The sequence below is a fragment of the Isoptericola sp. NPDC057559 genome, assembly GCF_042801555.1.
Lineage (GTDB): Bacteria > Actinomycetota > Actinomycetes > Actinomycetales > Cellulomonadaceae > Isoptericola.
Genome location: NZ_JBHVFQ010000005.1, coordinates 105,170 through 124,036 on the forward strand (window position 1 = coordinate 105,170; position 18,867 = coordinate 124,036).

At 74.2% G+C, this 18,867-nt stretch carries 20 protein-coding genes; 8 read left to right on the forward strand and 12 right to left on the reverse strand.

Going from position 1 to position 18,867, the window contains the following annotated elements:
- Window position 1 precedes the first annotated feature (1 nt).
- On the reverse strand, window positions 2–391 hold the full coding sequence (locus ACFU5J_RS07560) for a hypothetical protein (protein WP_430578311.1): 390 nt from the start codon (window positions 389–391) through the stop codon (window positions 2–4).
- 181 nt (window positions 392–572) lie between these two features.
- Here ACFU5J_RS07560 and ACFU5J_RS07565 point away from each other — a divergent pair, with 181 nt between their 5' ends.
- Window positions 573–2,096 carry an aldehyde dehydrogenase family protein gene (locus ACFU5J_RS07565; RefSeq protein WP_430578312.1) on the forward strand — a complete coding sequence of 508 codons (1,524 nt, stop codon included), beginning with the start codon at window positions 573–575 and terminating at the stop codon, window positions 2,094–2,096.
- 31 nt (window positions 2,097–2,127) lie between these two features.
- On the forward strand, window positions 2,128–2,550 hold the full coding sequence (locus ACFU5J_RS07570; protein ID WP_430574821.1) for a DUF779 domain-containing protein: 423 nt from the start codon (window positions 2,128–2,130) through the stop codon (window positions 2,548–2,550).
- A 27-nt stretch (window positions 2,551–2,577) separates the two neighbouring features.
- On the opposite strand, the gene ACFU5J_RS07575 is transcribed toward ACFU5J_RS07570, so the two are convergent.
- On the reverse strand, window positions 2,578–2,943 hold the full coding sequence (locus ACFU5J_RS07575) for a DoxX family protein (RefSeq protein ID WP_430578313.1): 366 nt from the start codon (window positions 2,941–2,943) through the stop codon (window positions 2,578–2,580).
- 149 nt (window positions 2,944–3,092) lie between these two features.
- On the opposite strand from ACFU5J_RS07575, the gene ACFU5J_RS07580 reads away from it, so the two are divergent.
- Window positions 3,093–3,512: a winged helix-turn-helix transcriptional regulator gene (locus ACFU5J_RS07580; RefSeq protein ID WP_430578314.1), complete on the forward strand. Its 420-nt coding sequence runs from the start codon at window positions 3,093–3,095 to the stop codon at window positions 3,510–3,512.
- 21 nt (window positions 3,513–3,533) lie between these two features.
- On the opposite strand, the gene ACFU5J_RS07585 is transcribed toward ACFU5J_RS07580, so the two are convergent.
- On the reverse strand, window positions 3,534–3,899 hold the full coding sequence (locus ACFU5J_RS07585) for a DoxX family protein (RefSeq protein ID WP_430574824.1): 366 nt from the start codon (window positions 3,897–3,899) through the stop codon (window positions 3,534–3,536).
- A 172-nt stretch (window positions 3,900–4,071) separates the two neighbouring features.
- Here ACFU5J_RS07585 and ACFU5J_RS07590 point away from each other — a divergent pair, with 172 nt between their 5' ends.
- Entirely contained in the window at window positions 4,072–5,067 is a 996-nt protein-coding gene (locus ACFU5J_RS07590; RefSeq protein ID WP_430574825.1) for a hypothetical protein, read from the forward strand.
- A gap of 41 nt (window positions 5,068–5,108) precedes the next feature.
- On the opposite strand, the gene ACFU5J_RS07595 is transcribed toward ACFU5J_RS07590, so the two are convergent.
- Window positions 5,109–5,588, reverse strand: coding sequence for an HNH endonuclease (locus ACFU5J_RS07595; RefSeq protein ID WP_430578315.1), 480 nt, complete (start codon window positions 5,586–5,588; stop codon window positions 5,109–5,111).
- 168 nt (window positions 5,589–5,756) lie between these two features.
- Here ACFU5J_RS07595 and ACFU5J_RS07600 point away from each other — a divergent pair, with 168 nt between their 5' ends.
- Entirely contained in the window at window positions 5,757–6,413 is a 657-nt protein-coding gene (locus ACFU5J_RS07600) for a dihydrofolate reductase family protein (protein WP_430578316.1), read from the forward strand.
- Window positions 6,414–6,415: 2 nt separating this feature from the next.
- Here ACFU5J_RS07600 and ACFU5J_RS07605 read toward each other — a convergent pair whose 3' ends face one another.
- From ACFU5J_RS07605 to aceA, 3 genes are all read right to left on the reverse strand, one after another.
- Window positions 6,416–6,838: a hypothetical protein gene (locus ACFU5J_RS07605; RefSeq protein ID WP_430578317.1), complete on the reverse strand. Its 423-nt coding sequence runs from the start codon at window positions 6,836–6,838 to the stop codon at window positions 6,416–6,418.
- Between the two features lie 155 nt (window positions 6,839–6,993).
- A complete protein-coding gene (gene aceB, locus ACFU5J_RS07610) occupies window positions 6,994–8,748 on the reverse strand; it encodes a malate synthase A (protein ID WP_430578318.1) in 1,755 nt (584 codons plus the stop codon).
- Window positions 8,749–8,792: 44 nt separating this feature from the next.
- Entirely contained in the window at window positions 8,793–10,106 is a 1,314-nt protein-coding gene (gene aceA, locus ACFU5J_RS07615; RefSeq protein ID WP_430574830.1) for an isocitrate lyase, read from the reverse strand.
- A 163-nt stretch (window positions 10,107–10,269) separates the two neighbouring features.
- On the opposite strand from aceA, the gene ACFU5J_RS07620 reads away from it, so the two are divergent.
- Window positions 10,270–11,772 (forward strand): helix-turn-helix domain-containing protein, encoded by a 1,503-nt coding sequence (locus ACFU5J_RS07620; RefSeq protein ID WP_430578383.1) that lies wholly within the window; start codon window positions 10,270–10,272, stop codon window positions 11,770–11,772.
- A 77-nt stretch (window positions 11,773–11,849) separates the two neighbouring features.
- Here ACFU5J_RS07620 and ACFU5J_RS07625 read toward each other — a convergent pair whose 3' ends face one another.
- On the reverse strand, window positions 11,850–12,527 hold the full coding sequence (locus ACFU5J_RS07625) for a helix-turn-helix domain-containing protein (RefSeq protein WP_430578319.1): 678 nt from the start codon (window positions 12,525–12,527) through the stop codon (window positions 11,850–11,852).
- Between the two features lie 116 nt (window positions 12,528–12,643).
- Between ACFU5J_RS07625 and ACFU5J_RS07630 the strand changes: the two genes are divergently transcribed.
- A complete protein-coding gene (locus tag ACFU5J_RS07630) occupies window positions 12,644–14,068 on the forward strand; it encodes an MFS transporter (protein ID WP_430578320.1) in 1,425 nt (474 codons plus the stop codon).
- A 13-nt stretch (window positions 14,069–14,081) separates the two neighbouring features.
- Here the strand turns inward: ACFU5J_RS07630 and ACFU5J_RS07635 are convergent, their stop codons facing one another.
- From ACFU5J_RS07635 to ACFU5J_RS07650, 4 genes are read right to left on the reverse strand one after another with little or no spacing between them, the layout of a single operon-like run.
- Complete coding sequence (locus ACFU5J_RS07635; RefSeq protein ID WP_430578321.1) at window positions 14,082–14,735, reverse strand: 3-oxoacid CoA-transferase subunit B; 654 nt, start codon at window positions 14,733–14,735, stop codon at window positions 14,082–14,084.
- Window positions 14,736–14,738: 3 nt separating this feature from the next.
- On the reverse strand, window positions 14,739–15,569 hold the full coding sequence (locus tag ACFU5J_RS07640) for a CoA transferase subunit A (protein WP_430578322.1): 831 nt from the start codon (window positions 15,567–15,569) through the stop codon (window positions 14,739–14,741).
- Entirely contained in the window at window positions 15,566–16,345 is a 780-nt protein-coding gene (locus ACFU5J_RS07645) for a 3-hydroxybutyrate dehydrogenase (protein ID WP_430574835.1), read from the reverse strand. The genes ACFU5J_RS07640 and ACFU5J_RS07645 overlap by 4 nt, the downstream gene beginning before the upstream one ends.
- A complete protein-coding gene (locus ACFU5J_RS07650; protein WP_430578323.1) occupies window positions 16,342–17,742 on the reverse strand; it encodes an MFS transporter in 1,401 nt (466 codons plus the stop codon). Before ACFU5J_RS07650 ends, ACFU5J_RS07645 begins: the two co-directional genes overlap by 4 nt.
- A 153-nt stretch (window positions 17,743–17,895) precedes the next feature.
- On the opposite strand from ACFU5J_RS07650, the gene ACFU5J_RS07655 reads away from it, so the two are divergent.
- Window positions 17,896–18,816 carry a LysR family transcriptional regulator gene (locus tag ACFU5J_RS07655; protein ID WP_430578324.1) on the forward strand — a complete coding sequence of 307 codons (921 nt, stop codon included), beginning with the start codon at window positions 17,896–17,898 and terminating at the stop codon, window positions 18,814–18,816.
- Window positions 18,817–18,867 lie beyond the last annotated feature (51 nt).

An 18,867-nucleotide genomic window follows, 5' to 3' on the forward strand; every position in this document is an offset into this window, starting at 1 on the left:
GTCAGCAGCTCGCGAGCGCGTCGTCGAGGTCGGCGCCGGCGCACACCTCCCGCGACCACCGACCCGCGCCGTACGTGTCGGCGGTGGTGTCGCGGAAGATCTCCAGCCCGCCCCCGCCCACGCGGTAGTACGCGACCGTGGGGTCTCCCTCGGTGGTCGGCGTCATCACCGACAGCTCGGCACCCGTGTCCCACGCGGCGTCGAGGCAGTCCCGTGCGTCGTCGGGGATGCCGCCGCCCTGCACGTCGTGCTCCACCACGCCGCACGAGGGCAACCGCTCCCGCAGGGCGAACCTGGCGTGGGCGAACCCGCTCGGCGTGAGCAGGAGGATCCCCGCCACCACTGCCGCGACCACGCCGGTGCCGACCAGCAACCGCGCCGTGCTGCCCACGAGCCCTCCCGTCCGCGGCCGGCGACGGCGCCGGCCCCCACCCAGGTGATCGTGGGGCGGCGCCGGTCGGGTGTCCAGACCCGCAGCGCACGGTGACCACACTGCAACGGGCCTGCAACCTTCGACGCCCTACCGTCGGCGGAACGCGGCGCGACGAGGCGCCGTCACGCGAGGAGGCAGCATGACCGTCTACGCAGCCCCCGGCCAGCCCGGGGCGATCGCCGAGTACCGCGCGCGGTACGACCACTGGATCGGCGGGGAGTACGTGCCGCCGTCGAGCGGCCAGTACTTCGAGAACCCCAGCCCGGTCACGGGCCAGACCTTCACCGAGGTGGCGCGCGGCAACGCCGACGACATCGAGCGGGCCCTCGACGCCGCCCACGGCGCCGCGCCGGCCTGGGGGCGCACGTCCGTCACCGAGCGGGCGAACATCCTCAACAAGATCGCCGACCGCATGGAGGCCCACCTCGAGAAGATCGCGGTGGCGGAGACGTGGGAGAACGGCAAGCCCGTCCGCGAGACCCTCGCCGCCGACATCCCGCTCGCCATCGACCACTTCCGCTACTTCGCCGGCGCCATCCGTGCCCAGGAGGGGTCGATCTCCGAGATCGACGAGGACACGGTCGCGTACCACTTCCACGAGCCGCTCGGCGTCGTCGGGCAGATCATCCCGTGGAACTTCCCGATCCTCATGGCCACGTGGAAGCTGGCACCGGCGCTCGCGGCGGGCAACGCCGTCGTGCTCAAGCCGGCCGAGCAGACGCCCGCGTCGATCCTGTTCCTCATGGACATCATCGGCGACCTGCTGCCGGCGGGCGTCGTCAACGTGGTCAACGGCTTCGGCGTCGAGGCGGGCAAGCCGCTCGCGTCGTCGCCGCGGATCCGCAAGATCGCGTTCACGGGCGAGACCACGACGGGCCGCCTGATCATGCAGTACGCGTCGCAGAACATCATCCCGGTGACGCTGGAGCTGGGCGGCAAGAGCCCGAACATCTTCTTCTCGGACGTCGCGTCGGCGAAGGACGACTACTACGACAAGGCGCTCGAGGGGTTCACGATGTTCGCCCTCAACCAGGGGGAGGTGTGCACCTGCCCGTCGCGCGCGCTCATCCAGTCCGACATCTACGACCAGTTCCTGGGCGACGCGCTGGAGCGCACCAGGGCGGTGAAGCAGGGCAACCCGCTCGACACCGACACGATGATCGGCGCGCAGGCGAGCAACGACCAGCTCGAGAAGATCCTCAGCTACATCGACATCGGCAAGGCGGAGGGCGCGACGGTCCTCACGGGCGGCCACCGCGCCGAGCTCGAGGGCGACCTCGCGGGCGGGTACTACGTGACCCCCACGGTGTTCGAGGGCAAGAACACCATGCGGATCTTCCAGGAGGAGATCTTCGGGCCGGTGGTGTCGGTGACCGACTTCGCGGACTTCGACGACGCGATGAAGATCGCCAACGACACGCTCTACGGCCTGGGCGCGGGCGTCTGGTCCCGGCAGGGCGAGACGGCGTACCGCGCCGGCCGCACCATCGAGGCCGGGCGGGTCTGGACGAACTGCTACCACGCCTACCCGGCGGCCGCCGCGTTCGGCGGGTACAAGGGCTCGGGCGTCGGCCGCGAGAACCACAAGATGATGCTCGACCACTACCAGCAGACCAAGAATCTCCTGGTCAGCTACTCGGGCCAGAAGCTCGGGTTCTTCTAGGCCGACGACCGACACGACGACGGGGCAGACGATGAGCGACACGATCTCGCGTGTCGCCGTGTCCGACGCCGCGGCCGGGCTCCTCGCCCGGCTGCGGCGTCAGCACGGCGAGCTGATGTTCCACCAGTCCGGGGGCTGCTGCGACGGGTCCAGCCCGATGTGCTACCCCGACGGCGACTTCCTCGTGGGCGACGCGGACGTGCACCTGGGCGACCTGGCCGTCGTCGACGGACCCGTGGACGAGGCCGGCGCCACGGGCGAGCCGTTCACCGTGCCGGTGTGGATGAGCCGCGCCCAGTTCGAGTACTGGAGCCACACGCACCTGACGATCGACGTCGTCCCGGGGCGCGGCGCGGGCTTCAGCGTGGAGGCACCCGAGGGGGTGCGCTTCCTCATCCGCTCGCGGCTGCTCACCGACGAGGAGTCGGAGGCGCTGGCGGGGCCGCCGTCCTGACCCGCCGGCACGCGGCCCGCGAGGGCGTCAGAGCGCGGCGAAGCGCCCGACCGCGACGAAGACGGCGAGCGTGAGCAGGACGACGTTCACCGGCAGGCTCTTGCCCTCGCCCAGACGCACGTGCAGAGGGATCGCGCCGACCTGCGTGATCGCGAGCCCGACGGCGGCGACCGGGGTCAGCACGGGCGCGACGCCGGTGGCCCACGGGAGGATCACGCCGACGGCGCCCAGCACCTCGAGCCAGGCCAGGGTGCGGACGGCGGTGACCCGCTCGGGGGTCACCCAGCGCATCTGCTCCTGCAGCGCGGGGATCGGCCGGAGGGCCTTGCCGAGGCCGGCCATGAGGAAGACGGCGGCGAGCAGACCGGAGGCGATCCACAGGGCGATGTTCATGCGAGTCCTTCGAGGGGCGGCCGCGACGACCCGTCTGGTCGGTCACTCTTTGTGCCTGGCTGCATGATGGGTAATCATCGAACGGCCTACAAAAGGCACACGCGTGTGCCGGAGGCACACCGGGGGACGGCCGATCGGGCGGAGACGACATGACCATCGAGGCGACCTCGGCGCACGGGGCGCCGGGCGGGCCGGTGCTCGGCGGGGCGTGCCACGCGGACGCGACGACCAGCGAGGTGCGCGCGGTGCTCGACCGGGTGGGCGACAAGTGGAGCACCCTGGTGCTCGGCACGCTGGCCCCGGGCCCGCGGCGGTTCACCGAGCTGCTGCACGGGATCGACGGGATCTCGCAGCGGATGCTCACGCTCACGCTGCGCCAGCTGGAGCGGGACGGGCTGGTGAGCCGCACGGTGCACGCCGTCGTCCCGCCGCGGGTCGACTACGAGCTCACCGAGCTCGGGCAGACCCTGCTGCCGCCGGTCATCGCGCTCGTGGAATGGGCCTTCGCCCACACGGACGCCATCCGCGCCCACCGCGAGCGGTACGACCAGGCGCGGGCCGAGGCCTGAGGGGCGGCGTCCGCCCGGCCGTCACCAGCCGGCGAAGTGGCCCACGGCGACGAACGCCGCGCCCAGCAGCAGGACCACGTTGACCCACAGCTGGGCGAGCTCGCGGCGGCGCACGTGCACCGAGATCGCCAGGGCCTGCAGCACCACCAGGCACGTCGCGGCGACCGGCGTCAGCCACGGCAGCGTGCCGGTGGCCTGCGGCAGGATCAGCCCGAGCGCGCCGGCGATCTCCGCCAGGCCGATGAACCGCACGACCACGCCGGGGAAGTCCTCGACCCAGCCCATCGCCGACCGCAGCCGGTCACGGCTGCGCGTGAGCTTCACGACACCCACGGCCAGGTAGAGCAGGGCCAGCAGCCCGGCGGCGACCCACAGTCCGACGTTCATCCCGTGCCTCCTCGCGGCAGCAGCTCGAGGGCGAGCGGCGGCGACGCCCGGGGCGGAGCGGCGACGCCGTCGTGCCTGTGCCTGGTGCTGTCCGGAACCTAGCGCGCCGATGCCGCGACGGGAACGACCTCGCCCGTGGTGTCGGAGGCTCGGCGCCCGATATGTTCTGCGGGTGACCCGAGAGACCCTGCCCTCCCTGTCGGCGCTGCCCGCGTGGCTCGTGCCGTCCGTCTACCTCCACTGGTCGGCCGACTGGCTCACGGAGTCCGTCGCGATCGCCACCCGCGCCCCGGAGCACCGGCTGCCGGGCGGGCCCGACGGCCCGCAGCGGGGCGACGTGGTCGTGACGGTCCTCGGGGACGCCGGCGTCGTCGCTGCGGTGGAGCTCATGGGCGCCACCGACGGCGAGAGCTGGGTGAGCGACGACCTGTTCGGCCCGGACCGGCCGATCGTCTGGGCCGACCTGTTCGACGGCGCGGACACCTACACCGGGTCGTCGGGCTGGCTGCCGCCGGACCACGCGCGGCTGGTGCTCGACGGCGTCGCGGAGCAGTTCCGCGGCGGCCCCGTGCACACGCTCGACCCGGGCGACTGCGGCGCCGGTGCCACCGCGTCCGACGTGCACGCGCTGCGCATCCTGGGCCACCGCGCCGTGACGGGCTGGTCGATGCGCCGCGAGGAGCGCTGCGCCACGTGCGAGCGCTTCGTCGACGTGCACCGCATGCAGGCCCACGACGACGGCGCCGTCCGGCTCGGGACGACGACGGCCGGCGGGCGCACGCTCGAGCAGCTGGTGCGCGACGTGCACCTGCTGTGCGAGCAGTGCCACGACCTCATGCACGCGCACACCGTCTCCTCGCAGCGGGCGCGGATGCGCCCGCAGTGCCCGGGGTGCGGCGCGCGCGGCAAGACCAAGCGCATCGTGTGGGGCATGACGTTCCAGGACGACGTGATGAACGCCGAGCCGGACGTCGTCTACGGCGGCTTCGAGGTGCCGGTGCCGACGCCCGAGTGGTACTGCACCGAGTGCCACGCGAACTTCGCGAGCAGCGTCATCGCGTCCCGTGCGCTCACGTCCGCCGACACGGGCGGCAGCGCGGGCGTCGTCGCCGTCACGGGGTCGCTGTCGATCGTGCCGGACCTGCCGGAGGACGAGCCCGCCGCCTGACGGCTCGCGGCCCCTGCGACGGGCCGCGGCCGGACCTCGGGTCAGGCCGCGGCCGTCGCGGCGGTGCGGCGGCGCCGTCGCACCAGGCCGTGCTCCGCGGGCGGCACGTACGGGGCGAGGAGCAGCGGCATGCCGGCCTCGAGGGGCGTGCGGTCGGCCTTGCGCCCGTTGCAGCGCTCGCACGCCGCGACGAGGTTGAGCCACGACGAGTCGCCGCCGCGCGAGCGGGGGATCACGTGGTCCACCGTCTCGGCGGGCCCGCCGCAGTACGCGCAGGCGCCGTCCCGGCGCTTCACGCCGTCCTTCGTCACCGCCGGGCGGCCCGCGCCGCGGTAGCGCCACCGCATCGCGACGTACCGCACCAGCCGCAGCACGCGGGGCATCGGGTAGGGGCCGAACCGGTGACCCTCGACGGCCTCCTCGACCACGGCGACCTCGCGCACCAGCATCGTGATGGCGTGCTTGACCGAGACGCGGTGCAGGGGCTCGTAGCCCGCGTTGAGCACCAGGACGTCGGCCACGGTCCCGCTCCCTCCTCGGTGGGCAGGCGTGCCGTGTGAATCTCCTCACAGCATGCTGCCGAGGTGAAAGTATGCCGCCGAAGCCTGGAAGTCCAGGGCATACGGCCCGATGAGTCCGGTCCGCGCGCGCCGTCCACCCTCCGTCGACGACATCCGACGGAGGATCACATGAGGCTCAGCGTCGCGATCTTCACCTCGCTCGACGGGGTGGTGCAGGGGCCCGGAGGGCCCGAGGAGGACACCCGCGGCGGCTTCGCCGAGGGCGGCTGGTTCGTCCCGTTCACCGCGGACCCCGTGTTCGGCGAGGTCGTCGAGGGCTGGTTCGCCGAGGTCGACGCGTTCCTGCTCGGCCGTACCACCTACGACATGTTCCACGAGTCCTGGGGCCAGGTGACCGACCCGGACGACGCCCTCGCGGCCCGCATCAACGCCGGCCCCCGGTACGTCGTCTCCTCGACCCTGACCGATCCCGCATGGGCCGGCACCACCGTGATCAGCCCCGCCGACGAGGCCGACCTGGCCGCCCGGGTGCAGGCGCTCAAGGACGGGCCGGACGGCGAGCTGCAGGTGCACGGCAGCGCCCGCCTCGCCAGCACCCTGCACGACCTGGGGCTCGTCGACGTCTACCGCCTCGTCCTCGCGCCCGTCGTGGTCGGGTCCGGCGCGCGGCTGTTCGACGACGGCGCCACGCCCTCCGGGTTCGCCGTCACGTGGTCGCGGCTCGGCGAGTCCGGGCTGGTGTTCCTCGAGCTCGAGCCCCGCCCGCTGCGGCACGGCACCGCGGACGTCGTGGACGGCGGCCAGTCCGTGCGCGTCGAGGACTGACCTCACGCGTCGTCGAGCGCCAGCGGCCGCACCTGCCCGCCGGCGGCGACGAAGAACCCGCGCAGCCGCACTTCACGCACCGCGGCCTCGGCGCGCAGGTCGCGGTTCCAGGCGCGGTCGTCGTCGGTGCGGGTCGCGTCGCCCGGGCGCTCCAGGACGACGACGGCGCACCCGCCGGGCGCCTCGTCGTCGATCACGCCGCGCAGCACGGCGCCCAGGCCGGCGAGGGAGTCGCCGTCGGGCCGGACGGGCGGGTCGTCGATCGGCAGCGCCAGGCCGAGGAGGCGGTCGTCGGCGTCGAGCCACGTGACGGTGAGGGCGCGCCGTCGCGGGGAGGCGCCGCCGGCGAGGAACAGGGCGAGCTCCAGGAGCTCGGCGTCGTCGGCGATCTGGTCGCCCGGGCCGAATGCGGTGGTGGTGTCCATGCGTCGTCACCCTGCCCCACCCGCGGGCCCGCCCGTGGGCGTCGTCCACAGGCCCCCTGACCCTGGCTGCCGAACAGGCAGCTGACACCGTGATGAGGCCCGATGGGCCGCCATCACGGTGTCAGCTGCCTGTTCGGCAACCGGCCGGGGTGGGGTCAGCCCGCGAGGTAGCGGGCGTACGCGCCGGTGGTGAGGAACGGCGGGAACTCCTCGCCGAGGGCCACCTCGCGGAACAGGGCCACGGCGTCGTCGAACCGGTCGCCCGACGAGCGGGGCAGGCCGCGCAGCACGTCGCGCAGCACCGCCTCGCACCGCACCCGGGTGATGGGCAGGCCGTCCTCCGTCGTCGTGCCCGAGGCCACCCACTGCCACACCTGCGACCGGGAGATCTCGGCGGTCGCGGCGTCCTCCATGAGGTGGTCGATCGCGGCCGCGCCCACGCCCCGCAGCCACGACTCGATGTAGCGCACCCCCACGGACACGTTGGTGCGCAGACCCGCGGCGGTGACGGTGGCGCCCGAGCGCCGGGCCGACGCGACGTCCAGCAGGTCGGCCTGGCCCACCTCGACGTCGTCGCGCAGGCGGTCGACCTGGTGGTCGCGCTCGCCGAGCACCTCGTCGAACGCCCCGCGCGCCACCTCGACCAGGTCGGGGTGCGCCACCCAGGTGCCGTCGAAGCCCGCCGCGGCCTCGCGGGTCTTGTCGGCCCACACCTGCTCGACGGCGCGCTCGGTCACCTCGGGGGAGCGGCGGTCGGGGATGAAGGCGCTCATCCCGCCGATGGCGTGCGCCCCACGCTTGTGGCACGTGGCGACGAGCAGCTCCGTGTACGCCCGCATGAACGGCGCGGTCATCGTCACCTGGCCGCGGTCGGGCAGCACGTACGACGAGCCCCGGGTGCGGAAGCACTTGATGACGCTGAACAGGTAGTCCCAGCGCCCCGCGTTGAGCCCGGCGCAGTGGTCGCGCAGCTCGTAGAGGATCTCCTCCATCTCGAACGCGGCGGGCAGCGTCTCGACGAGCACCGTGGCGCGGATGGTGCCGCGGGGGATGCCGAGCGCGTCCTGCGCGGCCTCGAAGACCTCGTTCCACAGCCGCGCCTCGCGGTAGCCCTCGAGCTTCGGCAGGTAGAAGTAGGGCCCCCGTCCCCGCGAGACCAGCTCGTGGGCGTTGTGGAACAGGTATAGGCCGAAGTCGACCAGCGTGCCCGACGCCGGCTGCGTCGACCCGTCCGGGCCGGTGTAGGCCAGGTGGGACTCGAACAGGTGCCAGCCGCGCGGCCGGAAGACGATCGTCGGCAGCTCGGTGAGGTCGGTGGAGCGCAGCGCGTACCGCTTGCCGGCCGGGTTGGTGAAGGTCAGCGTGCCGCGGATCGCGTCGCGCAGGGCGAGCTGGCCCTCCACCACGTTGCGCCACGTGGGGGACTGCGCGTCCTCGGCGTCGGCCAGCCAGCACCGGGCGCCCGAGTTGAGCGCGTTGATCGTCATCTTCGGGTCCGTCGGCCCCGTGATCTCGACGCGGCGGTCGCTCAGCCCCGGCGCCCCGGCCGCGCCGGCGACCCGCCAGGACGGGTCGTCGCGCACGGGCCGGGTGGCCGGGTGGAAGTCCGGGTCGTCGCCGTCGGCGATGCGCCGCATGCGCCGCTGGCGCTCCAGCAGGAGCGACGTGCGGTCGTCGGCGAACCGGTCGTGCAGCATCGCCAGGAACTCCAGCGCCTCCGGGGTGAGGATCTCCTCGTCGCGCGGCCCGAGGGGTGCGGTGGCGGTGACGTGACCCTCGCCGAGGGTCGCCGTGCCCCAGGCCGACGGCCCGGGGGCCGTGTCGGCGAGCGGGGTGCCGACGGCCGGTGCGACGACCGGCACCGGGGCGGTGCGCGGGGGAGCGGTGGTCGGGGACGTGAGCGTGGTCATGGCGTGCCTCCGGGCGGTCCGGGCTGAGCGGGGGTGGGGACGGGTCAGAACTGCGCGGCCTCGGTGGAGCCGGCGAGCGCGAGGGTGGCGGCGTCGGGGTTGAGCGCCGTCGACACGCGGTCGAAGTAGCCGGTGCCGACCTCGCGCTGGTGCTTCGTGGCGGTGTAGCCGCGCTCCTCGGCGGCGAACTCGGCCTCCTGCAGCCGCACGTAGGCGGACATCTGCTCGCGGGCGTAGCCGTGGGCGAGGTCGAACATCGAGTAGTTGAGGGCGTGGAAGCCGGCCAGGGTGATGAACTGGAACCGGAAGCCCATCGCGCCCAGCTCGCGCTGGAACCTGGCGATCGTGTCGTCGTCCAGGTGCTTCTTCCAGTTGAACGACGGCGAGCAGTTGTAGGCCAGCATCTGGTCGGGGAAGTCGGCCTTGACGGCCTCGGCGAACGACCGCGCGAGCTCGAGGTCGGGTGTGCCGGTCTCCATCCAGATGAGGTCGGCGTACGGGGCGTAGGCCTTGGCCCGGGCGATGCAGGGCTCGACGCCGTTGCGGACCTCGTAGAAGCCCTCGCCCGTGCGGCCGCCGGTGAGGAACGGGCGGTCCCGCTCGTCGACGTCCGACGTGATCAGGGTGGCCGCCTCGGCGTCGGTGCGGGCGATGACCACGCTCGGCACGTCGGAGACGTCGGCCGCGAGCCGCGCCGCGTTGAGCGTGCGCACGTGCTGCTGGGTGGGGATCAGCACCTTGCCGCCGAGGTGGCCGCACTTCTTCTCGCTGGCGAGCTGGTCCTCCCAGTGCACGCCCGCGGCGCCCGACGCGATCATCGAGCGCATCAGCTCGTACGCGTTGAGCGGGCCGCCGAACCCGGCCTCGGCGTCCGCCACGATCGGGGCGAGCCAGTCGCGGGTGGGGGCGCCGTTCTCGGAGACGTCGATCTGGTCGGCGCGCAGCAGCGCGTTGTTGATGCGGCGCACGACGGCCGGCACCGAGTTCGCGGGGTACAGGGACTGGTCCGGGTAGGTCTGGCCCGCGAGGTTCGCGTCGCCGGCCACCTGCCAGCCGGAGAGGTAGATGGCCTGGAGGCCCGCCTTCACCTGCTGCACCGCCTGGTTGCCGGTCAGCGCGCCGAGGGCGTTGATGAAGTCCTCCTCGTGGAGCTGGCGCCACAGCCGCTCGGCGCCGCGCCGGGCCAGCGTGAACTCCTCGCCGACCGACCCGCGCAGCGCGACGACGTCCTCGGCGGTGTACGTGCGCTCGACGCCCGCCCAGCGGGGGTCGGTCGCCCACTGCTCGGCCAGCTCCGCGGCGGTCTGCGTCTGGTCGCCGGCGGCGGTGCTGGTACGGGGCTCGAGGGTGGCGGTCATGGCGTGCCTCTTTCGTCTCTCGTCGTGCGGCGTCGGCGGGTCGCCCGCCGTCGTCCTTGGTCACGACCCTGACGTGGCGCACCACCCCGCGGCCAGGAAATGTCGGGAGAAATATCGAGGTTCTTCTCCTGGACGGAAGGTGTGCCGCGTGTCACCCTCGAGCATGGCGATCTCGACCGAACCTCGGCCCGGTACCCGGGACGACGCGGCGCTGCCCATCGACCAGGAGGCCGACGCCCTCACGATCGGCCGCCGCATCCGGCACCTGCGCACCCGTCGCGGCATGACCCTGGAACAGCTCGGAGAGGCCATCGGACGTGCGCCGTCGCAGGTCTCGATGCTGGAGAACGGCAAGCGCGAGCCCACCATCGCGCGCCTGCAGGCGGTGGCCCGCGCGCTCGGCGCGAGCGTCGAGGACCTGCTCTCCGCCCAGGCGCCGTCGCATCGCGACGCCCTCGAGATCGAGCTGGAGCGCGTGCAAAGGGGCTCGCTCTTCTCCGCGCTCGGGGTGCACCCCGTGAAGGTGGGGAAGTCCCTGCCGACCGACGCGCTCGAGGCGATCGTGGGGCTGCAGCGCGAGCTGGAACGCCTGCACTCCGAGCGCGCGCTCACCCCGGAGGAGGCGCGGCGCGCCAACACCGAGCTGCGCGCCGACATGCGCGCGCAGGACAACTACTTCCCCGACCTGGAGATCGTCGCCCGAGGCCTGCTCGACGACGTCGGCCACGGCCGCGGGCCGCTGCCGCAGCGCGCCGTGGGGGAGCTGGCCGCCCACCTCGGCTTCTCGATCCACTACGAGCCCGATCTGCCGCAGTCCACGCGCGCCGTCATCGACCAGCTCCACCGCCGGGTGTACCTGCCGAGCAACGGGATCCGCGGCCGGTCCGAGGCGCGCTCGGCCGTGCTCCAGGCCCTGGCCTCGCACGTGCTGGAGCACGCCGAGCCGCGCGACTACCGGGAGTTCCTGCGCCAGCGCGTCGAGGCCAACTACCTGTGCGCGGCCCTGCTGGTGCCCGAGCGGGAGGCGGTCAAGCAGCTGCGGGAGGCCAAGGAGGCGCGGTCCATCTCGCTGGAGGACCTGCGCGACGCGTTCGCGGTCTCCTACGAGACGGTGGCGCACCGCTTCACGAACCTCGCCACGCGGCACCTCGGCATCCCGGTGCACTTCATGAAGGTGCACGAGTCGGGGGCGATCCACAAGGCCTACGAGAACGACGGCGTGCGGTTCCCGTCCGACCCGCTCGGCACCGTCGAGGGGCAGCACGTGTGCCGGCACTGGACCGCGCGCGTGGTGTTCTCCGTGGCCGACCGGCTCAGCCCGTACTACCAGTACACCGACACCCCGACGGGCACGTACTGGTGCACGTCGCGGGTGCAGGACACCGCCGACGGGCGGTTCTCGGTGAGCGTCGGGGTGCCGTACGCGCAGGTCAAGTGGTTCCTCGGCCGCGAGACGACGGCGCGCAGCACGTCGCGCTGCCCCGACGAGCGCTGCTGCCGCCGGCCCGACGAGCCGCTCGCCCGCCGCTGGGACGGCCACGCGTTCCCCAGCGCCCGCCCGCACGCCTCCATGCTCGCGGCGATGCCGTCCGGCGCGTTCCCCGGCGTCGACACGACGGAGGTCTACGAGTTCCTGGAGCGGCACGCGCCGACGGCGGACGGCTGACGGTGAGCAGGCGGTTGCGCACGTTCTGAGCGGTCGTTCGGTGCGGAACCGCCTGGTCGGCGAGCGGTGGTGGGCGCTCAGTCGTGCCAGGCGCCGACCCAGTCGTCCCAGCGGGGGCCGTCGCCCAGCCCGTCGTCGTCGCCGGCCCGGGAGCGCAGCCCGGCGAGGACGAGCCGGAGGTAGCGCAGGTGCAGCGCGTCCGCCTCGGCGCGGGGGAAGGGGAGCGCGGGGCGCAGGTGCAGCAGGAGCTGCATGACGTCCGCGGTGGTGAACCCGGTCGGCAGCAGGCCCGCGGCGCGGTCGTACGCGACCAGCCGCTCGAGGCCGACGCGCAGGTCGCGGGTCGCCGCGGCGAGGTCGGCGGGGAGCGGCCCGCCGGCCCCCGGCGGCCGGAGGATGGGGCCGGTCGCGCCGGTGATCTGCCGCGCGAGGAACGTGCCGACGGCGCCGTCGGCCTCGGGCACCGCGTCGGTCCCGCACTGGTCCGCCACCTCGGTCGCCAGCCGCGCCGCCCCGCGCACCGCCTGCACGTGGAGCGCCTCGACCAGGGCCTCCTTGGTGGGGTAGCGGCGGTAGACCGAGCCGACGCCGACGCCCGCGTGCCGGGCGACGTCGGCCATGGAGGCGCCGTGCCCCTGGGTCGCGAAGACCTCGCGCGCCGCGGCGAGCACGGCGGTGTCGTTGGCGCGCGCCTCCCGCAGCCGGCCGGGGAGCGGTCGGTCGTCGGCGCGGTCGTCGGCGGGGGCGGAGGGCATGGCCTCACGGTAGCCGCCGCCCCGGTGCTAGAGTGAATCGGAACGAGCATTCCGTTCCGTTTCAATCGGCGCGCGACGAGGCGCAGCCACCCCCACCACAGAGAGCGAGCACGACCGTGCCTCCGTCCAGCCCGGCGCCCGACGCCGCCCCCGGCCAGCCCGCCGACGCCACCGTCGTGCGGCACCCCGGCCGCGTGACCTTCGCGCTGAGCGCCGCCGTGCTCGCCTTCTCCCTGATGCAGACGCTCGTCGTCCCGGCGCTGCCGACGCTCGGCCGCGAGCTCGGCGCGACCGCGCAGGGCACGGGGTGGATCCTCACGGCGTTCCTGCTCGCCGGGGCGGTCCTCGCGCCCGTCGTCGGCAACCTCGGCGACCGCTTCGGGCACCGTCGCGTGCTGCTCGGCACCATCGTCGTGTTCGCCGCAGCGACCCTGGCGGCCGCGGCCGCCCCGACGCTCGGCGTGCTGCTCGCCGCCCGCGTGGTGCAGGGCGTGAGCACCGCGACGTTCCCGCTGGCCCTGGCGATCGCCCGGTCCGTGCTGTCCGGGCCGCGGCTCGCGGCGGCGTTCGGGTGGATCCCCGGGATGATCGGCCTCGGCGCGGGCGCCGCGCTCGTCGTGGGCGGCGTGGTCGTGGACGCGCTCGGCTGGCGCTGGCTCTTCGTGCTCGGGGCGGCGCTCATCCTCGGCTCGGGCGCGCTCGTCGCGGCCTGGGTGCCGCGCGGCGGCGCCCCCGCCGTGCAGCGCCGCACCGACTGGCCGGGCATCGCCCTGCTCGCCGGCGGCCTCGTCGGCCTGCTGCTCGCCGTGTCGCAGGGCGGCACGTGGGGCTGGGGCTCCGCGCGGACGGTCGTCGTCGGCGGGGCCGGCCTCGTGCTGCTCGCCGCGCTGGTGCTCGTCGAGCGGCGCACGGACGCGCCCGTCGTGGACGTCCGCACGTTCCGCCACGGCCCGATCGTGCTCGTCAGCCTGCTCACCGTGGCCGTGGGCTTCGTGCCGTACGTCTGCTACGTCGCGCTGCCGCTGCTCATGCAGGCCCCGGCGGGCACAGGCTACGGGCACGGCATGAGCGTCACCGTCTCGGGGCTGGCCATGCTCCCGAGCGCCGTGCTCGTCTTCCTCGGCGGGCGCGCCACCCCGGCGCTGGTGGGGCGGATCGGCCCGGGCGGCACGGGGGCGGTCGCCGCGGGGGTCATGGCCGTCGGCGCGGTCGGCCTGGCGCTGTGGCCCGCGACGCCGTGGGCCGTCGTCGTGGCGTTCTCCGTGCTCGGCCTCGGCAACGGCATCGGGTACGCGATCTGCGCGCAGCTCGTCGTGACCTGGTCGCCGCCCACCGAGACCGGCGCCGCCACCGGGCTCAACAGCGTGGTGCGCACCGTCGGGTCCGCGGCCGCCGCCCCGGTGGTCACCGCCCTCCTCGCGGCGGGCGCGACCGACCCCGCCGGCGCCTACTCCGCCGCGTTCTGGGTGGCGACCGTCGTCAGCGTGGTCGGCGTGCTGGTCGCCCTCGTGCTGTTGGCCCGCTCCCGCCGCGCCTCCTGAGCCGCCGCACCGCTCACGCGGCCCGCGCGTCGTCGAGGGCCGTCGTGAGCGGGGCGCCCGTGGCGGCCACGACGTCGTCGACGGAGACGCCGGGCGCGAGCTCGCGGAGGACGAAACCTCCCGGGGCGACGTCGAGCACCGCCAGGTCGGTGATGACGCGGTGCACCACGCCGCGCCCGGTGAGGGGCAGAGAGCACTCCGGGAGCAGCTTGGGGGAGCCGTCCCGGGCGGTGTGCTCCATGAGGACGATCACGCGCCGCGCGCCGTGCACGAGGTCCATGGCGCCACCCGGGCCCTTGACCATCTTGCCGGGGATCATCCAGTTGGCCAGGTCGCCGGTGGCGCTCACCTGCATGCCGCCGAGGACCGCCGCGTCGATCTTGCCGCCGCGGATCATGCCGAAGCTGGTCGCGGAGTCGAAGACGGAGGCGCCGGGCAGCAGCGTCACGGTCTCCTTGCCGGCGTTGATCAGGTCGGGGTCCACGGCGTCCTCGGCGGGGTACGGGCCGACGCCGAGCAGCCCGTTCTCGGACTGCAGCACCAGGTGCCGGCCGGGTGGGACGTGGTTCGGCACGAGCGTCGGGAGGCCGATCCCCAGGTTCACGTACCAGCCGTCGGCCAGCTCCGCCGCGGCGCGCGCGGCCATCTCGTCGCGGGTGAGCGGCACGGCTCAGCCCTCCTCTCGGCCCGACGTCGCGGTGGACGTCGGGGTGGTGGTGCGCTTCTCGATCCGCTTCTCGCCGCCGGGCACGTGCACCACGCGGTGCACGTACACGCCGGGCAGGTGCACGTCGTCGGGGTCGATCTCGCCGGGCTCCACCAGCTCCTCGACCTGGGCCACGCACACGCGGCCCGCCATCGCGGCGAGGGGGGAGAAGTTGCGGGCCGAGCGGTGGAAGACGAGGTTGCCGTGCCGGTCGCCCTTCGCGGCGTGCACGAGGGCGTAGTCGGTGGTGATCGCCTCCTCGAGCACGAACTCGGCGCTCGCGCCGTCCGCCCCGACGAACGTGCGGACCTCCTTGGGCGGCGAGGCCACCGCGACGCCGCCCGCGCCGTCGTAGCGGCGCGGCAGGCCGCCGTCGGCCACCTGCGTGCCCACGCCGGTGCGGGTCCAGAACCCGGCGATCCCGGCGCCACCCGCACGCAGCTGTTCGGCGAGCGTGCCCTGCGGGGTGAGCACCAGCTCGAGCTCGCCGGCGAGGAACTGCCGCTCGAACTCCTTGTTCTCGCCCACGTACGAGCTGGTCATCCGGCGGATGCGCCCCGCGCCCAGCAGCAGGCCGAGCCCCCAGTCGTCGACGCCGCAGTTGTTGCTCACCACGGACAGCCCCGTCGTGCCGCGCGCCAGCAGCGCCTCGATCAGCGCGACCGGGACGCCGCAGAGGCCGAAGCCCCCGACGGCGAGCGACGCGCCGTCGGGCACGTCCGCCACCGCCTCGGCCGCCGTCGCGACCACCGTGTCGAGTCCCCTGTCGAGACCCGTCGTGCCCGGCCCGCTCATCGTGCGCTCCATCCGCCGTCGATCGTCCACGAGGCCCCGGTGACCATCGAGGCGTCCGGGCCGGTGAGCCAGCCGACCAGCGACGCGACCTCCTCCGGCTCCACGAGGCGCTTCACCGCCGCCTCGGCCAGCATCACCTGCCCCAGCACGTCGGCCTCGGGGATGCCGTGCACCGCGGCCTGGTCGGCGACCTGCTTCTCCACGAGCGGGGTGCGCACGTACCCGGGGTTGACGCAGACGCTGGTGACCCCGCGGGGCCCACCCTCGAGCGCGACCGTCTTGGACAGCCCTTCGAGGCCGTGCTTGGCCGAGACGTACGCGGACTTGAACGGCGAGGCGACGAGCCCGTGGACCGACGACACGTTGACCACCCGCCCCCACCCGCGGGCGTACATGTGCGGCAGGGCCGCCCGTACCAGCAGGAACGGCGCCTCGAGCATGAGGCGGTGGACGAGCCGGAAGTCGTCGGGCGCGAAGTCCTCGACCGGGCTGACCCGCTGGACGCCCGCGTTGTTCACCAGCACGTCCACGTCCAGTCGCAGGTCGTCGAGGGCCCGGGTGTCGGACAGGTCGACGACCCACGCCTCGCCGCCGAGCTCGTCGGCGAGCCGCTTCGCGCCGTCGGGCTCGACGTCGGCGACGACCACGTGCGCGCCGCGCGCGGCGAGCTCCCGCGCGCAGGCCGCCCCGATGCCGGACGCGCCGCCGGTGACGAGGGCCCGGCGCCCGGCGAGCGCGCGCTCGCCGGACGCCGGGCGGGCGGTGGCCGCCGTCATGCCGCGGCCCCGGCGGTCGCGCGGTCGCGGGCGTCGACGTCGCGCAGCGAGATGCCGCGGGTCTCCCGCATGCTCAGCACGGCGACGGTGGTGATCGCGCCCGCCACGAGCAGGTACACGGCGGTGGGCCACCACGACCCGGTCGTCTTGAGCCACGTCGTGGCGAGGATCGGCGCGAGCGAACCCGCGACGATCGACGTCACCTGGTAGCTGATCGACACCCCCGAGTAGCGCATCCGCGTCGGGAACATCTCGGCCATGATCGCGGGCTGGCCGGCGTACATGAGGGCGTGGAACAGCAGGCCCACCATGATCACGACGAGCGCGACGCCGGTGCTGCGCGAGCCGAAGGCGGGGAACGCCCACAGGCCCCAGGTGCCGCCGAGGATCGCCCCGGCGAGGTACACCGGCTTGCGGCCGACCCGGTCGGCGAGGCGCCCCACCAGCAGGATGACCACGAAGTGGAAGGCGTGCGCGATCGCGATCACGCCGAGGATCGACGCCGTGTCCATCCCGAGCCCGGTGCCGAGGTAGACGATCGAGAAGCTCACCACCAGGTAGTACATGATGTTCTCCGCGAACCGCAGGCCCATGCCGGTGAGCACGCCGCGCGGGTAGCGCCGCACGACCTCGGTGACGCCGACGCCCTGGGACCTGCCGTCCTCCAGCTCGGCCTTCGCCTCCTCGAAGATGGGGGCGTCCGTGATGGTGGTGCGGATCCAGTAGCCGACGAGCACGACCACGGCGGAGAGCCAGAACGCGACGCGCCAGCCCCACGAGAGGAACGCGGCGTCGCTCAGCGTGGTGGACATGACCCACAGGACGGCGGTGGCGAGCAGGTTGCCCACCGGGACGGCGGCCTGCGGCCAGGCGGCCCAGCCGGCACGGGTGCGGTCCGGGGCGTGCTCCGCGACGAGCAGCACGGCGCCGCCCCACTCGCCGCCGAGCGCGATGCCCTGGACGAAGCGCAGCAGCACGAGCAGCGCCGGGGCGGCCAGGCCGATGGACGCGTAGCTCGGCAGGCAGCCCATGAGCACGGTCGCGGCGCCGATCATCATGATCGTGATCTGCAGGGTGTGCTTGCGGCCCAGCCGGTCGCCGAGGTGGCCGAAGATCACGCCGCCCAGCGGCCGCGCGAGGAAGCCGATGGCGTAGGTGACGAAGGCGGCGATGATGCCGTCGTACTGGTTGCCCATCGCGGGCATCAGCACCTTGTCGAACACGAGCGCCGCGGCGGTCGCGTAGAGGAAGAAGTCGTACCACTCGACGACCGTGCCGGCCATCGACGCGGACACGATCCTGGTGAGCAGGGACCGGTCGCTCCCGCTGTCGCCGGTGGTCCGGTCCGGCGTGCTGGCGGGCGCGCGGTCCGGCGCGGTGTTCTGGCCCGAGGCCATGGGTTCCTCCGGTGTCGTCGTTGACACGGTGGCTGGCGCCACTCCTGACGCGGAGGATGCTGCCGGTCCGGTGCGTGTGCGTGCAACGACCAACCGAGCACGCCCGCTCTGCAGGGATGCACATCGACGGCGCGCGGCAGTAGGGTGCGGCGCGTGCCGACGACGCCGCAGCCCTCGCCCGACCAGCTCCTCGTGCTGCTGGAGGTGGCCCGCACCGGCCGGTACACGACGGCCGCCGAGGTGCTCGGGGTCAACCACACGACGGTCGCCCGGAACGTCGCGACCCTCGAGCGCGCGCTGGGCGGCCGCGTCCTGGTGCGCGGCGCGGACGGCTGGGAGCTCACCGGCCTGGGGGAGCGGGCGGCCCGCGCGGCGGAGGCGGTCGCGGCGGCGGTGGCGGGCCTCGCGGCCGGCGACGGCGCGCCCGACCCCGTCACGGGGGTGGTGCGGATGACCGCGACCGACGGCTTCAGCGCCTACGTGGCGTCGCCCGCCGTGGCCGCGCTGCGCCGGCGGCACCCCGACCTGTCCGTCGAGCTGGTCACCGTGACCCGGCACGCGATGCAGCACCGGTCCGGCGTGGACGTCGAGGTGGTGGTCGGCGAGCCGCAGGTGGGCCGGGCCAAGGCCGTGCGGCTGGGGGAGTACGAGCTCGGCATGTACGCCTCCCGCGACTACCTCGACCGCCACGGCGTGCCGGGGTCCGTCGCGGACCTGGCCGGGCACGGGCTCGTGTACTTCGTGAACTCGATGCTGCAGGTGGACGCCCTCGACGCCCCGCGCCGGCTGGTGCCGGGGATGCGCGACGCGCTCACCTCCACCAACGTGTTCGTGCACGTCGAGGCGACCCGGGCCGGCGCGGGCGTGGGGTTCCTGCCGTGCTTCATGGCCGACCGGCACCCGGACCTGGTGCGGCTGCTCCCGGGCGAGGTCCGCGACCGGCTGCCCTACTGGGCGGTGGTGCACCCGGAGTCGTGGCGACGGCCGACGGTCGCGGCGCTGCTCGAGGCGCTGCGCGACCAGGTGGGCCGCCGCCGCGAGGTGCTGCTCGGCCGTCCGGGCGGGGACGCCTGACCTCGGCCTCCGCCGCCGGGTGACCGGCCGGGCTCTCAGGGTCCCCCCAGG

What these genes read in the sequence shown, in the direction of transcription:
- ACFU5J_RS07565 (WP_430578312.1), top strand. Translation starts at nt 573, where the DNA reads ATGACCGTCTACGCAGCCCCCGGCCAGCCCGGGGCGATCGCCGAGTAC.
- ACFU5J_RS07580 (WP_430578314.1), top strand. Translation starts at nt 3,093, where the DNA reads ATGACCATCGAGGCGACCTCGGCGCACGGGGCGCCGGGCGGGCCGGTG.
- ACFU5J_RS07650 (WP_430578323.1), bottom strand. Translation starts at nt 17,742, where the DNA reads ATGGCCTCGGGCCAGAACACCGCGCCGGACCGCGCGCCCGCCAGCACG.
- ACFU5J_RS07625 (WP_430578319.1), bottom strand. Translation starts at nt 12,527, where the DNA reads ATGCCCTCCGCCCCCGCCGACGACCGCGCCGACGACCGACCGCTCCCC.
- ACFU5J_RS07620 (WP_430578383.1), top strand. Translation starts at nt 10,270, where the DNA reads ATGGCGATCTCGACCGAACCTCGGCCCGGTACCCGGGACGACGCGGCG.
- ACFU5J_RS07585 (WP_430574824.1), bottom strand. Translation starts at nt 3,899, where the DNA reads ATGAACGTCGGACTGTGGGTCGCCGCCGGGCTGCTGGCCCTGCTCTAC.
- ACFU5J_RS07600 (WP_430578316.1), top strand. Translation starts at nt 5,757, where the DNA reads ATGAGGCTCAGCGTCGCGATCTTCACCTCGCTCGACGGGGTGGTGCAG.
- aceA (WP_430574830.1), bottom strand. Translation starts at nt 10,106, where the DNA reads ATGACCGCCACCCTCGAGCCCCGTACCAGCACCGCCGCCGGCGACCAG.
- ACFU5J_RS07570 (WP_430574821.1), top strand. Translation starts at nt 2,128, where the DNA reads ATGAGCGACACGATCTCGCGTGTCGCCGTGTCCGACGCCGCGGCCGGG.
- ACFU5J_RS07640 (WP_430578322.1), bottom strand. Translation starts at nt 15,569, where the DNA reads ATGAGCGGGCCGGGCACGACGGGTCTCGACAGGGGACTCGACACGGTG.
- aceB (WP_430578318.1), bottom strand. Translation starts at nt 8,748, where the DNA reads ATGACCACGCTCACGTCCCCGACCACCGCTCCCCCGCGCACCGCCCCG.
- ACFU5J_RS07575 (WP_430578313.1), bottom strand. Translation starts at nt 2,943, where the DNA reads ATGAACATCGCCCTGTGGATCGCCTCCGGTCTGCTCGCCGCCGTCTTC.
- ACFU5J_RS07645 (WP_430574835.1), bottom strand. Translation starts at nt 16,345, where the DNA reads ATGACGGCGGCCACCGCCCGCCCGGCGTCCGGCGAGCGCGCGCTCGCC.
- ACFU5J_RS07605 (WP_430578317.1), bottom strand. Translation starts at nt 6,838, where the DNA reads ATGGACACCACCACCGCATTCGGCCCGGGCGACCAGATCGCCGACGAC.